We start from the raw sequence: 14858 nt of genomic DNA, 5'->3' as shown, positions 1-14858 counted from the left end.
CTTAACGATTGCCATCTGCCTTCACAATCCTCTCTAAAATAATATTGACTGCATCCTCCAGCACTTTATCATCCAGTGCCGACAGTTCCCCTGCTTTCGCCTTTCCACTTTCAAGGATTGGCTTGGCTTCCTGTTCCCCTTCGAGTCTGGCTTTTTCCCGTAAAGCCTCTGTCTCTTTTGCAGCCATGTTCATGATTTCTTTGTAACGTTCATCGGCTCGTGCTTCTGCATCACGCCGGATGTCTCTTGATTTCTGACTGGCTTCTTTTGTGATCTCACGCGCTTTTTCTTCCGCTTGTCTCACCTTTTCCAATGCTTCTTTTGCCATTCTTTCACCCCCATTCTCTGCATGACCTGTATGCAAACCGTTCTCATACTTTTTAATTTTACCATGGTATTTGAAAAACATAAAGGAAGTGAATTTTGTAACAATTATCCCTTAATAGGTTATGCAATACCACATAAGAATCAGTGTACGACAATTCTCCTATTTTATCAACTGATTTTTGATGATTTTCCCAAGATTTAAATCATAATATACGGGAGTATCACCTATTTTAAGCTCTCCTTCACTAATATAGTGAGGGATATCCAGACTGAAAATTTCAACATGTATTTTCATTCCATTTTCTTTCTCCATATTCTTTTTATATGCATGATTCTTCTCGTGATTTCGCACTAGAAACTCCGGTACATACTGTTTCTTGTTGTGGAGCAGCCAGTCATATTTGAGAAGCTCATTGAGTATGAAGGAATCTTTCTCATTCCCGGCATACACCTTAGAAAAATCCAGGAGAATCTTATACTGGTCTTTAAGTCCGATGGATCTTCCCCGGTACTCGGTGCTGATATAGTCACCTAAAGCCTCATAGAACGCGAAATAATCCGTTTCTCCCTCCAGAAGATACGTTAAGGATGTTTGAAACCTTCCAGAGTTGTAGTACCTTTCCAGAGCGTCCTCTGTTCTATGAAGAGACCTCAGATCCTCATAAGTCATCCAGCGGGTCTTCAGTACTTCATAGGGTGGAAATGGGCTGTAGACCATGCCAAAGGCTTCTGCATCCCTTTCCATGGGAGTTCCTTTGATGATTTTAAGAAACCCCATCTGAAGCATATCCGGCTTTAGTGGATAGACGTCATTGAAACTGTCTTTGAAGGTCTTCACCGTATCATAAGGCAGGCCCGCAATCAGATCCAGATGACTGTGGATATTTCGTATGGCAAGCAGTTCTTCAAGTTTCGGGAGAATCTTCCGGAACCCGATATATCTTGAGATGGAGCGAAGCACTTCATCTTCTGTGCTTTGGATGCCCACTTCAAACTGGATCCTTCCTTTAGGTGCTGTCTTCAGAAGTGCCAGATGCTCTTCTTTTATGAGATCTGGCGCAATTTCAAAATGAAAGGTCACATCCGTCTCAAGAGAAAGAAGAAACCGCCAGATTTCCAGGGCATCCGGATGGATGTTGAAGGTCCGGTCTATGAACTTCACTACTTGAGTCCCGGTCTCCATCACCAGGAGCACTCTTCTTTTCACTTCTTCCAGCGGCATAAAGCGAAGGTCCCGCTCCGAGGAAGAGAGGCAGTAGCTGCACTGATAGGGGCAGCCTCTGGAAGCTTCCATATAAGAAAGCTTCCCTCTTAGGTCCTCCTTCTCCTCATAGGGATAGGGCACCTTAGAAAGGTCCATTTTTTCTCTGGGCGGATTCTCAAAAACCTCATCTTCCTCTTTATAGGTCAGCCCACGGACTTCGCTGAGCTTCCCCCCCGATAAAAGAACCTGAAGAAGAGACCGGTAGGACTCTTCTCCTTCTCCCCGTATGATGAAATCCCCCTGGAACTCCTCCAGATGTTCCCGGCTCTTATAGGAAACCTCCGGTCCACCATAGAGTATTTTCACAGAAGGCAGCACTTTCTTTAAAAGCACAGACAGATCCCGTACCATTTCCACGTTCCAAATATAAACAGAGAAAGCCACCAAATCGGGCTTTCTCTGTATCATTTCTTCGAGAATGGTTTCTTTCTGCTCATTTATGGAAAATTCTGTCCGCATGGTTGAAACCGGTAGATCCTTTGTATAGTTCTCCAGGTATCTCAAACTGATGTTGGTGTGGACATATTTTGAATTGATGGCTGTCAAAAGTATTCTCATTATTCTATTTTCCTTATAAGTTTTTATAATACAGCTCGTAATAATCCAGAAGAAGCCCTGCAGTTGTCGTCTGGGCCACCTCAATCATTTTTCTGGAAAGAGCTTCATACATGGTATCCCGGTTTTCTATGTCCTTGAACTTCTCTGCATAGAAGTTTGCCACAATAGCATTCTCCCGGATGTAGTCATCCAGAGTTTCAAACCTTAGGATTCCGTGATCCACAGAGTAATCAATTTCTGCGAAAATCTTTTTCTTGATCCAGGTCTCATAGGACTTATGGCTGTCCAGAAGTCTGTTTGTCACATGCTGAGGGACAGTCATATCCTGGGACAGGTGACAGAACACCCCCAGATAGAACACGGACCTTTGGATGTTTCCCTTCTCCAGATAGAAAAGGGACTTGTCCATATATCTTCTTGCTTCTGTGAGCCCGTCGGAAAAACCGTAGAGGCCCTTCTTCTTCTCATTGTGATAAAAGTGATTGATGGACTTGAAGTCCTGATCTGCCCAGGTGGCTCCCTCATTCAGAGCTTTGATGTATGCTTTATAAAAGTTAGATGCATCCTCATAGCCTTCATTCTCCAGAATCACCACCGCCTGGATATTGATGAAACGGTGCACCATACAAGGGGTCTTAAAAGCCATTTTCTTGAATGGATTGGCTGCCAGCATCATGCCGGTGAGCACCTTCCCATAGGTATTCTCAAATCCTCTTTTTCTTTTATCTTCAAAAGTTCCTTCCATTTCTATACCAACTCCTACTCTTCCAATTCTTCCGTACACATGGAAAAAACAACTTACGCTAATTGATAATGATTTTCAATCATCTTACTCTTATTATAAGGGTTTTCCTTAAGAAAAACAAAAAGAATCAGAAATTGGAATAGGAAAGGACCTCTTTAGGCTCTCATCCTGCTTCTTACGGAAGATGGGAGCATTCTGTAAAGTCTAGGACTGATATCCGTCAGATCTTTTTTGGAAATACCACCAAGAAGAAGAATCAGCACACCATAAACCAGAATTCCAATTACTACTATAATTCCAGTCAATGCGGCAGAGAAGATGTACCGAACTTCAATGAAGCTCAGTCCCAGGTTAAGCACAAAAAGGACGATCCCCATGCCAATGGATGCCAGGAAAGGCTTCCATGCATTTTTAAGAAGCGGCATAGGATACTTCAGCACTCTGGTGATCAGAATATGATTGATGATAAACGGAACAATGAAGTTTGCCATATGGGAGACTACACCACCTAGGATGTTGACTTCAGGTATTCCGACAAAAATGTAGTTCAGAAGAATTCTGACTAGAATACCAGCCACCATGGAGAATGTTCCCCAGTAGAACTTCCCTACCCCCTGATAAAGACTGTTCTGAATCTGTATAAAACCCAGGAAAACGACGGTGATCGATCCCAGCCAAAACATTTCATATCCGGATTTACCTGGATAAAGAAGGTGATAAATCGGTTCCGCCAAAATACTCAGCCCCACGAAGGATGGAAGCGCAACGGTGAACACCATTTTTACGGCATATGAGATTTTCTCTTGCATGTCTTTCTTATCTTGCAGCGCATTGGCTCTGGATATACCTGGAAGAATAACGGCAGCAAGAGAAACAATAATGGTGTTTGGCACGAGGAGCAGACTCTTATATCGGACAAGAGTACTGTAGCCTATATTCGCCATGACCTCCGTGAATCCTATGCTGATGAGCCTGTTCTTAAAAATGAACGTATCGATGATTCCGCCCAAATGCATGACACCAGCGGTCAGGGTGATCGGGAAGGAATAAGACAAAAGTCTCTGGATGAGTTCCTTGCTGGTATAATGATACGTCTCCGGATCCTGATCCTTCTTTCTGACTTTATACAGCTTTCCTTTTCGAAATTCATGTACGAGAAGCGCAACAGCAACCAGTGCACCTACGCTCGTACCAAAGGTTCCTCCTGTAACGCCAAAAACAAGGCCTACCTTCATGAGGAAAAACGCAGCGACTAAGGAAACCGCCACATTGACGATCTGTTCTACTACTTTTGACACAGCATTCGCGGTGATAAAACTTCTACCCAGGAAATAACCCCGATAGGCGGATAAAACCGCTGTAATCAGCACCGTTGGCGCCAGAGCCTGTATGGATAAGGTGGCTTCTGCTGTCTTTTGTGCTCTTGCAATATACGGCGCCATGAAAAAGAGCAGCAAGGATGCGATCAGCCCACCAAAAATCAGTAAAGTTCTCGCCAAACGGAATGCTTTCAAAGCATCCCTGGGATTGTCTTTTGCATGGAGCTCGGCAACGAGCTTCGCTACACCACGCTGAATTCCCTCATTGGTCAATACATAAATCAGCGCGAAGGCTTCATAGGAGACCGCATAAATACCATGCCCTTCCTCACCAAGAATGGCCACAAGGAAAGGGACATAAATCACAGACATAATTTTCACAAGAAGCTCTGCAATGGAAAGGTAAGCAAAACCTCTACCAGTGGATTGTTTCTTCATAAGTTCCTCCGACTACAAGTCAAACTTGAACAGGTCATTCTTCACTTTCTTTAAGATTGGCGGCAGTTTTTCCGCCACCACCTTGTTGCCCAGATATTCAAGAACACCATCCGGATTCTTGAAGGTCACTTTAAAGGCATAAAGGTACTGGAAATTGAGATCATATTTATTGGAAAGGAAGTTGTTGATTTCCTTCACTCCATATTTCTTATCTCCGATGATGGGATTTCCAAGTGATGCCAGATGAGCCCTCAGCTGGTGGCTTCTGCCTGTAAGAAGATTCAGTTCCACCAAAGAGTATTGCCCAGTGGATTCCATGGTTTTCACCGTCATGGCGATTTCCTTCTTCATTGGTCCTGGAGTATCTGAAACACTGCTGACATTATTGTCCTCACGCTTCTCGATATAAGCGCGGTACTCTCCGTCAGCGATTCTTCCTTTCACGATGGCAATATAGTTCTTCACAATTCTGCCGTCCCGCATCATTTCGTTGAGTGTTTTCAAGGCCTCATAGTTCTTCGCATAGATGACGATGCCTGACGTGTTTCTGTCCAGTCTGTTCACTGGAGAAGGCGAAAAGGTCTTTTCCAGTTTAGGGTCATAGGCCCCTTTTCTGAAAAGGTAAGACAGCACCTGATCGGTGAGAGTCGGATCCTTTCCTTCCTGATCTTTATGCACAAGAATCCCCGGCCACTTTTCCACCATGAGGATGTTGTCATCCTCAAAGGTCACTTTAAACTCTGGCTCCACATCAAAGACTACCTTCTTCTCCTCCGGAGATTTGGAATAGAGATATTTAATTTCCAGAACATCGCCTTCCTGAAGAAACATTTTCTCTTTCCCCTTGGCGCCATTCACTCGGACATCTCCTTTCCGGAGGGCTTTAAATATGGCCGACAGAGGCACATCTTTCAGGTACTTTCGAAGGAACTTGTCCAATCTTTGTCCTTGTTCGTTCGGTCCTATTTCTATTCTCATAATTTACTCCTAAATGTTCTATTTTTTCTTTACCCTTTATTATAGTACGAATCTGCTTCTTTTTCTCTCTTTTCCATGAATAAATCTTGGGCTGTAAATGGTCAGCTCCTCTTTCGCTCGTGTAATGGCCACGTAGAAGATTCTTCGCTCCTCTTCCAGATTACTCAGGGACGCACTATGAGGCATAAAACCTTCCACGGCATTGATCACATAAACCTTGTCAAACTCCAGTCCTTTGACTCCGTGAACGGTGGATAAGCTCACCTTGGCCTCTTTGACCTCCGGCTCTTTTACCGATGCGGCCAGAAGATCCAGTGGATTGTCGTAATACGCTGCCACTTCCTTCATCTCTTCCAGCTCCTCTAGAAGAGCTTCCTCATCCCGTCCTGTTTTTTCTGCGTAGCTCGACAGATACTCCCCATACCCAAGCACCTGCTCGATGTAGGAGATCATTCTCGCCGTCTTCATGCCTTTTAAGGAGGAAAGGTCTTTCAGGAACTCTCCATGCTTCTGGAGGGTATAGTTTTTCTTCTTGGGGTCCAGAAGCACTTTCTCCATGGCTTCTCCTAAAGAGATTTTTCTCATCTCCTCCTTGGTGATATACCGGAAGGGTTTGTTGGCGATTCGAAGAAACGCTTCCCGGTCTCCCTGGCAGGAAGCTCTTATAAAGTCCAGAATATCTTTGGCTATGAATCCCTTGAAGAAATTATATCCATCTCTGGACATGAAAGGAATCTTCTCTTTCCGAAGATACTCCTTTACTCTCAGCCCTTCCTGATTGGTCCGGTAGAGCACTGCATAGCTCTTATAAGCATCTTTCTTTATTTCAGAGACCATGTGCTGCAGCATGAGCTCCTGATTTTCCGGAAACACCTTCAGAATCTTCGTCTCCTCTTTCCGGCTGGAAAGAAGCTCTTTGTTGTTTCTTTGGGCGTTATGCCGTATGACTTCTCCTGCATACTGCACAATATTCTCTTTGCTTCTGTAATTGTATTTCAGATAGAGCTTCTTTCCTTGAAACATCGGTTCAAAGTCAATCATCCCCCGAGGATCTGATCCTCGGAAGGCATAGATGCACTGATCCTCATCTCCAACACAGAAAAGGCTCTGGTCTTTACTCATGAGTTCCACAATCTTCAGCTGCACCGGGTCCAGGTCCTGAAACTCATCGATGAGGATGTGGCTGTGCACCGCTTGAAAGCTTCTTAAAAACTTCTCTTCTGAAAGAAGCTTCAGCACTTCAATCTGCAGATCGTCAAAGTCGAGAAGATTCTTTTTTATACGCTCCTCTTCATAGATCTCAAAAGCTTTGTGAAAGAGCTCTTCCCGGACCCCAAGATCCGGTAAAGGCAAAGACAGAAAGTTCATGACTTTATACTTGGAAATGCCTCTCAGGATGGATTCCACCACTTCATCCTCTATTTTCAGCTGTTTTTTCAGCTTGTTCTTCAGAATAAACTCCTCTTTCCCGTAAATGAGATTCAGCTCTCCCCTCTGGCCTCTCAGGATTCTGTAGCAGAGTCCATGGATGGTGCCAAAAAAAGGCTTCACCGGACCTTTGGCGGAAAACCTCGTCTCCATTTCCACGGCGGAAGCCTTGGAAAAGGTCAGTACAATGATTTTTCTTGGCGCTATTTTCTCCTCTTCCAGAAGCAGTTTCAGTCTTTTCAGCATCACAGTGGTTTTCCCTGAGCCAGGCGGCGCCACCACCAGCACCTTCTTCTCCTTTGTGAGGTATGCATTTTTCTGATAGGTATCCAGTTCCATCAATATCGTATCTCCTTTACTTCACACATCCATAAACTCTTATTGTACGACAAAGCGCTTCTCTTTTCAAAAAGACTTTCCCGTATCCTATTGTGTGGAGAAAAAGAAAGGTCATTCAAAGAAAAAGATCCACGAAGGATCTCTTTGTCTTTCCACTTCTTAAGTTCAGATTATAAGACAAGGAGAATTTCTTTTGCCAGCTCTGTGAGCCCAACGCGAATGTCCCCTCTGTCTCTCCAGTTTCTCGAATCCCATTTTTCTTTGGACACATCGTCTCCACCATATAAAATAGCACCATAGTCCACCTCTCTATAAGCGGCCACAGCCATCAGGGCAGACTGCTCCATCTCTACAAACAGGCAGCCCTCTTCCCGGCGCTTTTTAATCCTTGCTGGTGTTTCCCGGTAAAAGGCATCGGTGGTCCAGGTCTTCCCCGTGAGGTAGTCGATGCCGCTTTTCTTCAGATACTCAGTAATTTTTTCGGCTACCTCTAGATTGGCCTCCACTTCTCTTGCAGGCGGCAGATAGTGATAGCTGAACCCTTCATCTCTCACCGCGGAAGTAGGGACCAGAAACTTTCCCACAGCCAGGTCTTTTCTTAAGACACCTGCTCCACCCACAAACAGTATCTTTTTTGCACCGAGGGCAATGAGATCCTCCAGATATCCCCCAGCAGCAGGAGCCCCCAGGCGCCCTTCCACAAGGGTGATGTCCTGATCAAGAAATCTGTATATTTTTAAGGGATTCTCCCCTCGAAGCACAAAGTGCAGTACAATCTCCTCTCGCTCCAGAAGCTTTTCAATGGTTTCATGGAAAAAGCAGATGAGAAGTCTCTCTGAAATGGGCTCATATCGGTTTTTCAGAAACTCAGGACGGATCAGAGCCTCCCTGTTCTCATCAAACTCAAGGATTGGATAGTCAGAACTCAGCATAAAAACCTCCAGATATTTTAATTTCGTGGTTTGCTGTACGCGAAACAGACCCTACCGGTACAGACTTGAGATAATCACTCCTGTGCCGAAAAGAAACACAGGAATGCCCCAGGCTCCTTTAGGAGATTTCATCCCGAGAAAACTGAGGATCACTGAAAGAAACCCCAGCGGCACCGGTGCTACAAAAATACCCGCAATGGCCGAGAGTAGACCTGCCAAAATCATATAGACTCCTGTGTCGCTCTTAAGCTTTATGGGCTTGATTATTTCATCAAATCGGATCATCTTCATTTCATCCCTTCGCATTATTTTCTCTATCATAACAAAGAATTCCAAATATTTCCTGAAAAACTGATGAAACCCGCAGGAGGCTGCAAAATCTTAGGTTCTATTCCCAAATACACTGCCGGAGTGTTTCTTTGTGGGTTCTTTCTCCGAAAATCTGATATAATAGGAATCATCTTATTAATAATGTTAGGGAACGGTGATTATATGGAACGGATAATCGATGTAAGAAATGGCAGAAATCTGACCATGCTGACTGATTTCTACGAACTTACCATGGGAAATGGCTATTTTGAGAATGGTGTGCAGGATACCATTGCCTACTTTGACATGTACTTCAGAAAAATCCCAGATGGGGGAGGATTCGCCGTCATGGCTGGTGTGGACCAGCTCATTGAATACCTGGAGAATCTGACCTTCAGCAAGGAAGACATAGAATACTTAAGAAGAAAAAACACCTTCAGTGAGGGATTCCTCTCTTACCTAGAGAACTTCAAGTTTGAGTGTGATGTTTGGGCAGTTCCAGAAGGAACTCCAGTATTTCCAAACGAACCGCTGGTTACCGTAAGGGGACCCATCATCCAGGCGCAGTTTGTGGAAACCATGGTGCTTCTCACCGTGAACCATCAGACACTCATCGCCACCAAATCAAACCGTATTGTACGTGCCGCCGGCGGACGTAATGTTCTGGAGTTCGGTTCCAGACGTGCCCAAGGCTATGATGGAGCCATCTACGGCGCAAGGGCCGCCATTGTGGGAGGATGCACAAGCTCCTCCAACACTTTAGCAGAGATCATGTTCAATGTCCCTGCCACAGGAACCATGGCGCACAGCTGGGTACAGCTTTTTGACTCCGAATTTGAAGCCTTCAGAAAATGGGCTGAAATCTATCCGGACAACTGCTCCCTTCTCGTGGATACCTACAATGTGCTGAAATCAGGCATTCCCAACGCCATCAAAGTATTCAACGAATATGTGCTGCCCAAGGGCAAGAGGCCCAAGTCCATCCGGATCGATTCCGGAGACATTGCCTATTTAACCAAAGAATCCAGAAAAATGCTGGATGCCGCAGGATTCCATGATGTGAAAATTATTGTTTCCAACTCTTTGGACGAGTACATCATAAGAGACGTGCTGTCCCAGGGTGCTCCCATCGACATCTTCGGTGTAGGGGAAAGACTCATCACTGCCCGCAGTGAACCCGTCTTTGGTGGTGTCTACAAACTGGTGGCTACTGAAAAAGACGGTGTGGTGCAGCCAAAGATCAAAGTCAGTGAAAACCAGGAGAAGATCACCACCCCGCACTTCAAGAAAATTTACCGTGTTTTCTCTAAAAAGAGCAACCTCGCCGTGGCAGACCTCATCTGCGAACATGATGAGGTTTTCGATGAGAATGAGCCACTGACGCTCTTTGACCCCACCTATACTTGGAAGAGAAGAACCTTCACAGAGTATTACCTGAAACCTCTTCAGGAGCAGATTTTCAAATCCGGAGAGCTGGTCTATAAAAGTCCTACGGTGCTTGAAATCCGAGCCTACTCCAAAAAGGAAATTGAAAAGCTCTGGCCGGAAGTGCTCCGTCTTGAGTATCCTCATAACTACTATGTGGATCTTTCCCAGAAATTATGGGACACCAGACAGAACCTTCTCATAGAGCAGTCCCAGCAGTACGCCGAGGACAAATACTAAAAGATACGTACCGCATCCCCCGGTTCCTCCGGGAGAGCGGTACTTTTTTTGCCTATTGCCTGCCACCTGTGCTATAATAATCCAGGTTTTATTCGATTTTTTGATAATTTATGGAGGATTTCAAATTGAACACAAATAAAAACAACTATCAGGAGCTTCTGGTGAAGTCAGCCCTCATCGCTGCTCTTTACGCATCCCTTACCATGCTACTTCCTTTCAGCTATCTGGGCGTGCAGTTTCGTGTGGCAGAAGTGCTGACCCTTCTCGTTTTCATTGACAGACGGTATATCTATGGTCTCACCTTCGGCTGCCTCATTGCGAATCTAGGCAGTCCTCTAGGCCCCATCGATGTGATTTTCGGGACCTTGGCTACACTCCTTGCGCTGCAGCTCATCGCAAGGACGAAGAACCTTCTCTTGGCCACCCTCTGGCCGGCCATTGTGAACGGACTCATCATCGGCGCCATTTTGTATTATCTCTTGGACCTTCCTTACCTTCTGTCCGCAGCCCAGGTGTTCTTAGGAGAATTTGTGGTGGTAACCCTCATCGGCTACTTCCTCTTCAAAAGAATCCTTCGGGACGAGAAGCTCGTGTCCATGCTGAAGTTCAGCTAAAAAAAGCCCCCGGGAACCATTTTATTGGTCTCCGGGGTTTTTCTATGCAGTGGATATTTCTTTTCAGTTTACGAGAAGCCAGAGGCCGAAGCCTGCTGACGCCAGAGCAAAGAGATAGAAGAAAATCTCAGTGCCCCGATCCCCCAGAAGTTTTCGGAATACCCGAATCTTTGCCATATTCCAGATGGCTTCCGGTTTCTTCAGTGTGATGTACACCACAGCTCCTGCGTAAACCAGAAGAATCAAACCAATAAGTGCCAAACCGTCCATTTATTTACCCTCCTCCTATTATCGAAGTCCCCTTCGGATTTTCTTTTTCATAAAGAGCAGCAGCACCGCCGCAATGAAAAGTATCATCCCCATGCTTATGAAGATATCGCCCCACACCGCCTCTTTCAGTATGATCTCATTGATGGATTTGAATGCCCAGTAGAAAGGAGACCAGTAAAGAAGCACATGAAGAGATTCTCTTAAATATATGGCCCCAAATACAGAACCCAGTATGGGTAGAAAAATCATCTTCATGCCGGAGATGGCAGCTAGAATATTGTCGCTGTTGACGCCTATGGCAAACCCAATGATTACGGAAATCAGGGCAATGGACAAGGTCATTACACTCGCCATGAGATAATTGATGTCTCCATAGTTCAGAATAAGAAGAATCCCCATGACATGGATGAGCGGAACGAGAAACCCAAGAAGCGCTTTGCCCATGAGATACTGCGGCCTTGTCACAGGAGACACATTCATAGCAAGAAGTGTATTCTCCTGCTTCTCCTCCACCAGATTGATCATGATGATCATGCCGCCAAAGACCGAAATGAAGACCACCAGGAGTCCACCCCCAAACTGCTTGATGGGTGACAGCTTCCACCCCACATCCGTGACAGATACTTCCACCGGTGCTTCCAGATTTCTGTTTTTTAGTCCATCCAGAAGAAGACGCACCGTCTCCTGAAGATTGATTTTTTCATTGCCTTGGGCAACAACTTCAAAGGCGTCTCCTTTCTTTAGAACCCCATACACATCATCCAGATCCAGCACACGTTCTGCCACCGCATCCTCTGAAGCCACCACAGTGACCTTGGCAAATTTTTCCAGATATTCTGTTTCCTCGGAATCCAGACTTTCTGGCACAAGAAGGGTCAGTCCGCTTTCAGAGACGGATCCTGTCACGGCATTGAGAACCACCGCAATGAGAAACGGCACCACCAGGATATAGAGGATCATGGAATCTCGCGTTCCAGATTTCAGATCCCGTTTTAGTATGTCAAAAATCTTTTTCATATCCGTCCTCCTTACACTGTGATGGTTTTCTGGTAGCGCTTCACTGAAACGAGAAATACGAGAATCCCAATGCCTAGAAACAGCAGTGAGTTCTGGAGCACAAACCTTATATCCGCTTCCTTAAGAAACACTTCCCGAAAGGCAAACAGCAGCGGATATGAAGGAAGAACTCTCATGAAAAGCGGAGAAAAACTCGGCATAAAGTACGAGACTGCCCCAAAAGCAAGGATCATGATGGCCACATAGAGCGCGCCCATGGCTTTGATGACGGAATCATAAAAACTTGCAATGAAAAGTCCCACTGCGGTGCCAAAGAAATTGGAAGCGGTCAGTAGAATCACAAGTAGGCCATAATGCACCTGTCCCCCTGCCACCAGCACCGTGGTGAGAAGTCCTGTGAAAAGGCCCGTGAAAAGCATCACGCCTGATTTTGCAAGAAGGTATTCCCGGATGGATACCGGTGTCACCGTGAGCGCCCGGATGGTCCCTTCTTCCTTGTCCATGAAAATATACGCAGCCACAATGAACAGTCCCATGAAGGCGGAGTTCAGGAGAAGCAGTATGGGCATATAGGAGATTCTGTCAGAAAGGCGCTCTGAGTTTTCCTCCAAGGTTCTCACCGCAGTGCCTGGATCAAAGGAAGGATCCTCCTTCAGAAGCTCCAGCTTCACCACTTCTTCCAGAAGGTTTCTCACTTTATCACTCTCATATCCCTGCAGCACAATGTCATAGCGAATTTCCCCAACGTCCATGGTGATGGATGCCCCTTGGGCTGTCCGGTCTTCTGAAAGGGAGGCTTTCACTTCCTCCAGACTCTCCACCATTATCACGAGGGTGGATTCATCCTTAGAAAGAGCCTCCTCGATGCCACTATTGGAAAGGACTGGATCCAGATAAAGATAAAGCTTTCCTTGTCCATCGAAGTTCTCAGGCACCACGAAGAGAAGCATTGCCACGATGATGAGTGCCATGATGAACTCAATATAGATATAAAAGGAGCGGTACGAGACTTTCAGGTCTCTTAAAAAGGTCGCTAAGAGCTTCATACACTCAGCTCCCTTCCTGTGATCTTAATGAAGATTTCTTCCAAGGTCGCCTCTTTTGTATGCATCATCTCGATGTCCTTTTTCAGAATAATGTCATTAAGAAGCAGTCTTTCAGGTTCCTTAGAAAGGTCCAAAAGCTTTTTCACCGTATTCCCATTTTCTCTGTACTCCACCTGAACCATCTTGTTTCCGTGGAGAAGCTTCAGGTTTCTTGGGGAGTCCATGGCTTTGATTTCGCCATCCACAATAAAAGCAACTCTGTCACAGAGTTCATCCGCAATGAACATATTGTGGGTGGTGAGAAAAACAGTGGTCCCCTCCTGGTTCTTTTCTTTTACAATATCCTTGATGGTGCCTGCAATGGCAGGATCCAGCCCCGTGGTGGGCTCATCCAGAAACCATAAGGATGGCTGATTGATCATGCTTCTTGCGAAGGTAAGCCGGTGTTTCATTCCTTTGGAAAAAGTACCCGCTTTTTTATTTTTCACTTCAGAAAGCCCCACCAGTTTCAAAAGCTCTTCCGGTTCCATGGTTTCCACATCAAAGAGTTTTCTGTAAAAATCAAGATTCTCCAGCGCTGTCAGCTTCCCATACACATTGGACTGCTCAAAGGAAACGCCGATGCGGTTGAACATCTTTCTGTCGGGATGATGAAGATCATAACCAGCCACTTCCACTTTTCCTTTCTGAAGAGGCAGAAGCCCCGTCAAGATGCCCTGAGTAGTGGATTTCCCAGCACCAGAAGGGCCAAGAAAGCCAAAGACTTCCCCCTCTTTCACTTCAAATGACACATCCTTCACCGCAAAGTGCTCATCTTTGGTATAGGAATAAAACAGATTTTCTACTTTAATCATGGTCTCCCTCCTAACTTATGCCTTTTTCTACCATTTCAATAAATACATTCAGTTCTGACAGTATTTCCTTGCTGTATCCTACTTCCTGATGCTTCTCAAAAAAATACTCCACAACGGTCATCTGCATGTTCATCAGAAGCCTTGCCACAAGTGGTACTTCAATGTCAGGTCTGATTTCTCCTCGTTCAATGCCTTTTTCTAGAAGCATGCTGAAAAGCGCGTCGCTCTGGCCTCCGAATTTTTCCTGGAGTTTTCTGACCATGGTGCCTCCATCTCTCATCATCCGGTTCCCTATGGTGAGATAATCTGGATGCTCCAGTGCAAACTCAATACCAGCCTCATAGATTTTTCTCAGTGCTTCATAAAATCCGATGTCCATAATCCTTGAGATGGTGGGACCCAGATACTGGAGCTTTTTGTCACCGATAATCTGCAGAAGATAGAAATACACATCCTCCTTGTCCTCAAAATACTGATAGAAACTCCCTTTAGAAATGCCGCTTCTCTCCACAATACGGTTGATGCTGGCCAAATCATAGGCATTGTCCCGAAACTCTGTCATCACCTCCTGTAGGATCTTTTCTCTTTTCTCCTCTGGCAGGTTGAAAAATGTCTGTTTGGGCAAGTTCACCCCTCCTTTATGACCGCATGGTCATATGACTTCTTGGTCACATTGTAGCACCGCCCATATAGTCTGGCAAGAGATTTTTATGCTCTGCTTCCTTGGAAAAAGAAATTAAGTCCTGAAGCTTTAA

At 45.3% G+C, this 14858-nt stretch carries 15 protein-coding genes; 2 read left to right on the top strand and 13 right to left on the bottom strand.

All coding sequences use genetic code 11. The features are described from left to right. Position 1: 1 nt before the first annotated feature. The 8 genes from T487_RS0108620 to T487_RS0108585 all read right to left on the bottom strand — a co-directional run bounded on the left by T487_RS0108620 (position 2) and on the right by T487_RS0108585 (position 8649). Positions 2-328, bottom strand: a complete 327-nt coding sequence (locus tag T487_RS0108620) for a hypothetical protein (RefSeq protein WP_143004624.1) — start codon at positions 326-328, stop codon at positions 2-4. A gap of 159 nt (positions 329-487) precedes the next feature. Next, positions 488-2149 (bottom strand): B12-binding domain-containing radical SAM protein, encoded by a 1662-nt coding sequence (locus tag T487_RS0108615; RefSeq protein ID WP_051651617.1) that lies wholly within the window; start codon positions 2147-2149, stop codon positions 488-490. A gap of 13 nt (positions 2150-2162) precedes the next feature. Beyond that, positions 2163-2894: a zinc dependent phospholipase C family protein gene (locus T487_RS0108610; RefSeq protein WP_051651616.1), complete on the bottom strand. Its 732-nt coding sequence runs from the start codon at positions 2892-2894 to the stop codon at positions 2163-2165. 155 nt (positions 2895-3049) lie between these two features. Next, entirely contained in the window at positions 3050-4651 is a 1602-nt protein-coding gene (locus T487_RS0108605; RefSeq protein WP_031576484.1) for a putative polysaccharide biosynthesis protein, read from the bottom strand. Positions 4652-4663: 12 nt separating this feature from the next. Then, a complete protein-coding gene (locus T487_RS0108600; RefSeq protein ID WP_031576483.1) occupies positions 4664-5629 on the bottom strand; it encodes an RluA family pseudouridine synthase in 966 nt (321 codons plus the stop codon). A gap of 39 nt (positions 5630-5668) precedes the next feature. Beyond that, a complete protein-coding gene (locus T487_RS0108595; RefSeq protein ID WP_051651615.1) occupies positions 5669-7396 on the bottom strand; it encodes an ATP-dependent helicase in 1728 nt (575 codons plus the stop codon). A 170-nt stretch (positions 7397-7566) separates the two neighbouring features. Next, entirely contained in the window at positions 7567-8328 is a 762-nt protein-coding gene (locus T487_RS0108590; RefSeq protein ID WP_036909336.1) for a nucleoside phosphorylase, read from the bottom strand. 51 nt (positions 8329-8379) lie between these two features. Further along, positions 8380-8649, bottom strand: a complete 270-nt coding sequence (locus T487_RS0108585; protein WP_143004625.1) for a hypothetical protein — start codon at positions 8647-8649, stop codon at positions 8380-8382. A 171-nt stretch (positions 8650-8820) separates the two neighbouring features. On the opposite strand from T487_RS0108585, the gene T487_RS0108580 reads away from it, so the two are divergent. Beyond that, a complete protein-coding gene (locus tag T487_RS0108580; protein ID WP_031576479.1) occupies positions 8821-10302 on the top strand; it encodes a nicotinate phosphoribosyltransferase in 1482 nt (493 codons plus the stop codon). Positions 10303-10427: 125 nt separating this feature from the next. Beyond that, complete coding sequence (locus T487_RS0108575) at positions 10428-10916, top strand: QueT transporter family protein (protein ID WP_278245028.1); 489 nt, start codon at positions 10428-10430, stop codon at positions 10914-10916. 63 nt (positions 10917-10979) lie between these two features. Here T487_RS0108575 and T487_RS0108570 read toward each other — a convergent pair whose 3' ends face one another. From T487_RS0108570 to T487_RS0108550, 5 genes are read right to left on the bottom strand one after another with little or no spacing between them, the layout of a single operon-like run. Then, entirely contained in the window at positions 10980-11186 is a 207-nt protein-coding gene (locus T487_RS0108570; protein WP_031576477.1) for a hypothetical protein, read from the bottom strand. Between the two features lie 18 nt (positions 11187-11204). After that, the gene (locus T487_RS0108565; protein ID WP_031576476.1) at positions 11205-12203 is read right to left on the bottom strand and encodes an ABC transporter permease; all 999 of its coding nucleotides are present in this window, start codon (positions 12201-12203) and stop codon (positions 11205-11207) included. Positions 12204-12214: 11 nt separating this feature from the next. Continuing rightward, a complete protein-coding gene (locus tag T487_RS0108560; protein WP_031576475.1) occupies positions 12215-13249 on the bottom strand; it encodes an ABC transporter permease in 1035 nt (344 codons plus the stop codon). Next, positions 13246-14103, bottom strand: a complete 858-nt coding sequence (locus T487_RS0108555) for an ABC transporter ATP-binding protein (protein ID WP_031576474.1) — start codon at positions 14101-14103, stop codon at positions 13246-13248. Before T487_RS0108555 ends, T487_RS0108560 begins: the two co-directional genes overlap by 4 nt. Positions 14104-14113: 10 nt before the next feature. Continuing rightward, positions 14114-14728 carry a TetR/AcrR family transcriptional regulator gene (locus T487_RS0108550; protein WP_031576473.1) on the bottom strand — a complete coding sequence of 205 codons (615 nt, stop codon included), beginning with the start codon at positions 14726-14728 and terminating at the stop codon, positions 14114-14116. Positions 14729-14858 lie beyond the last annotated feature (130 nt).

It is taken from the genome of Proteiniclasticum ruminis DSM 24773, from assembly GCF_000701905.1.
In the GTDB taxonomy this organism is placed as follows: Bacteria; Bacillota; Clostridia; order Clostridiales; family Clostridiaceae; genus Proteiniclasticum; species Proteiniclasticum ruminis.
This window is presented reverse-complemented; position numbering and strand designations above follow the sequence as displayed.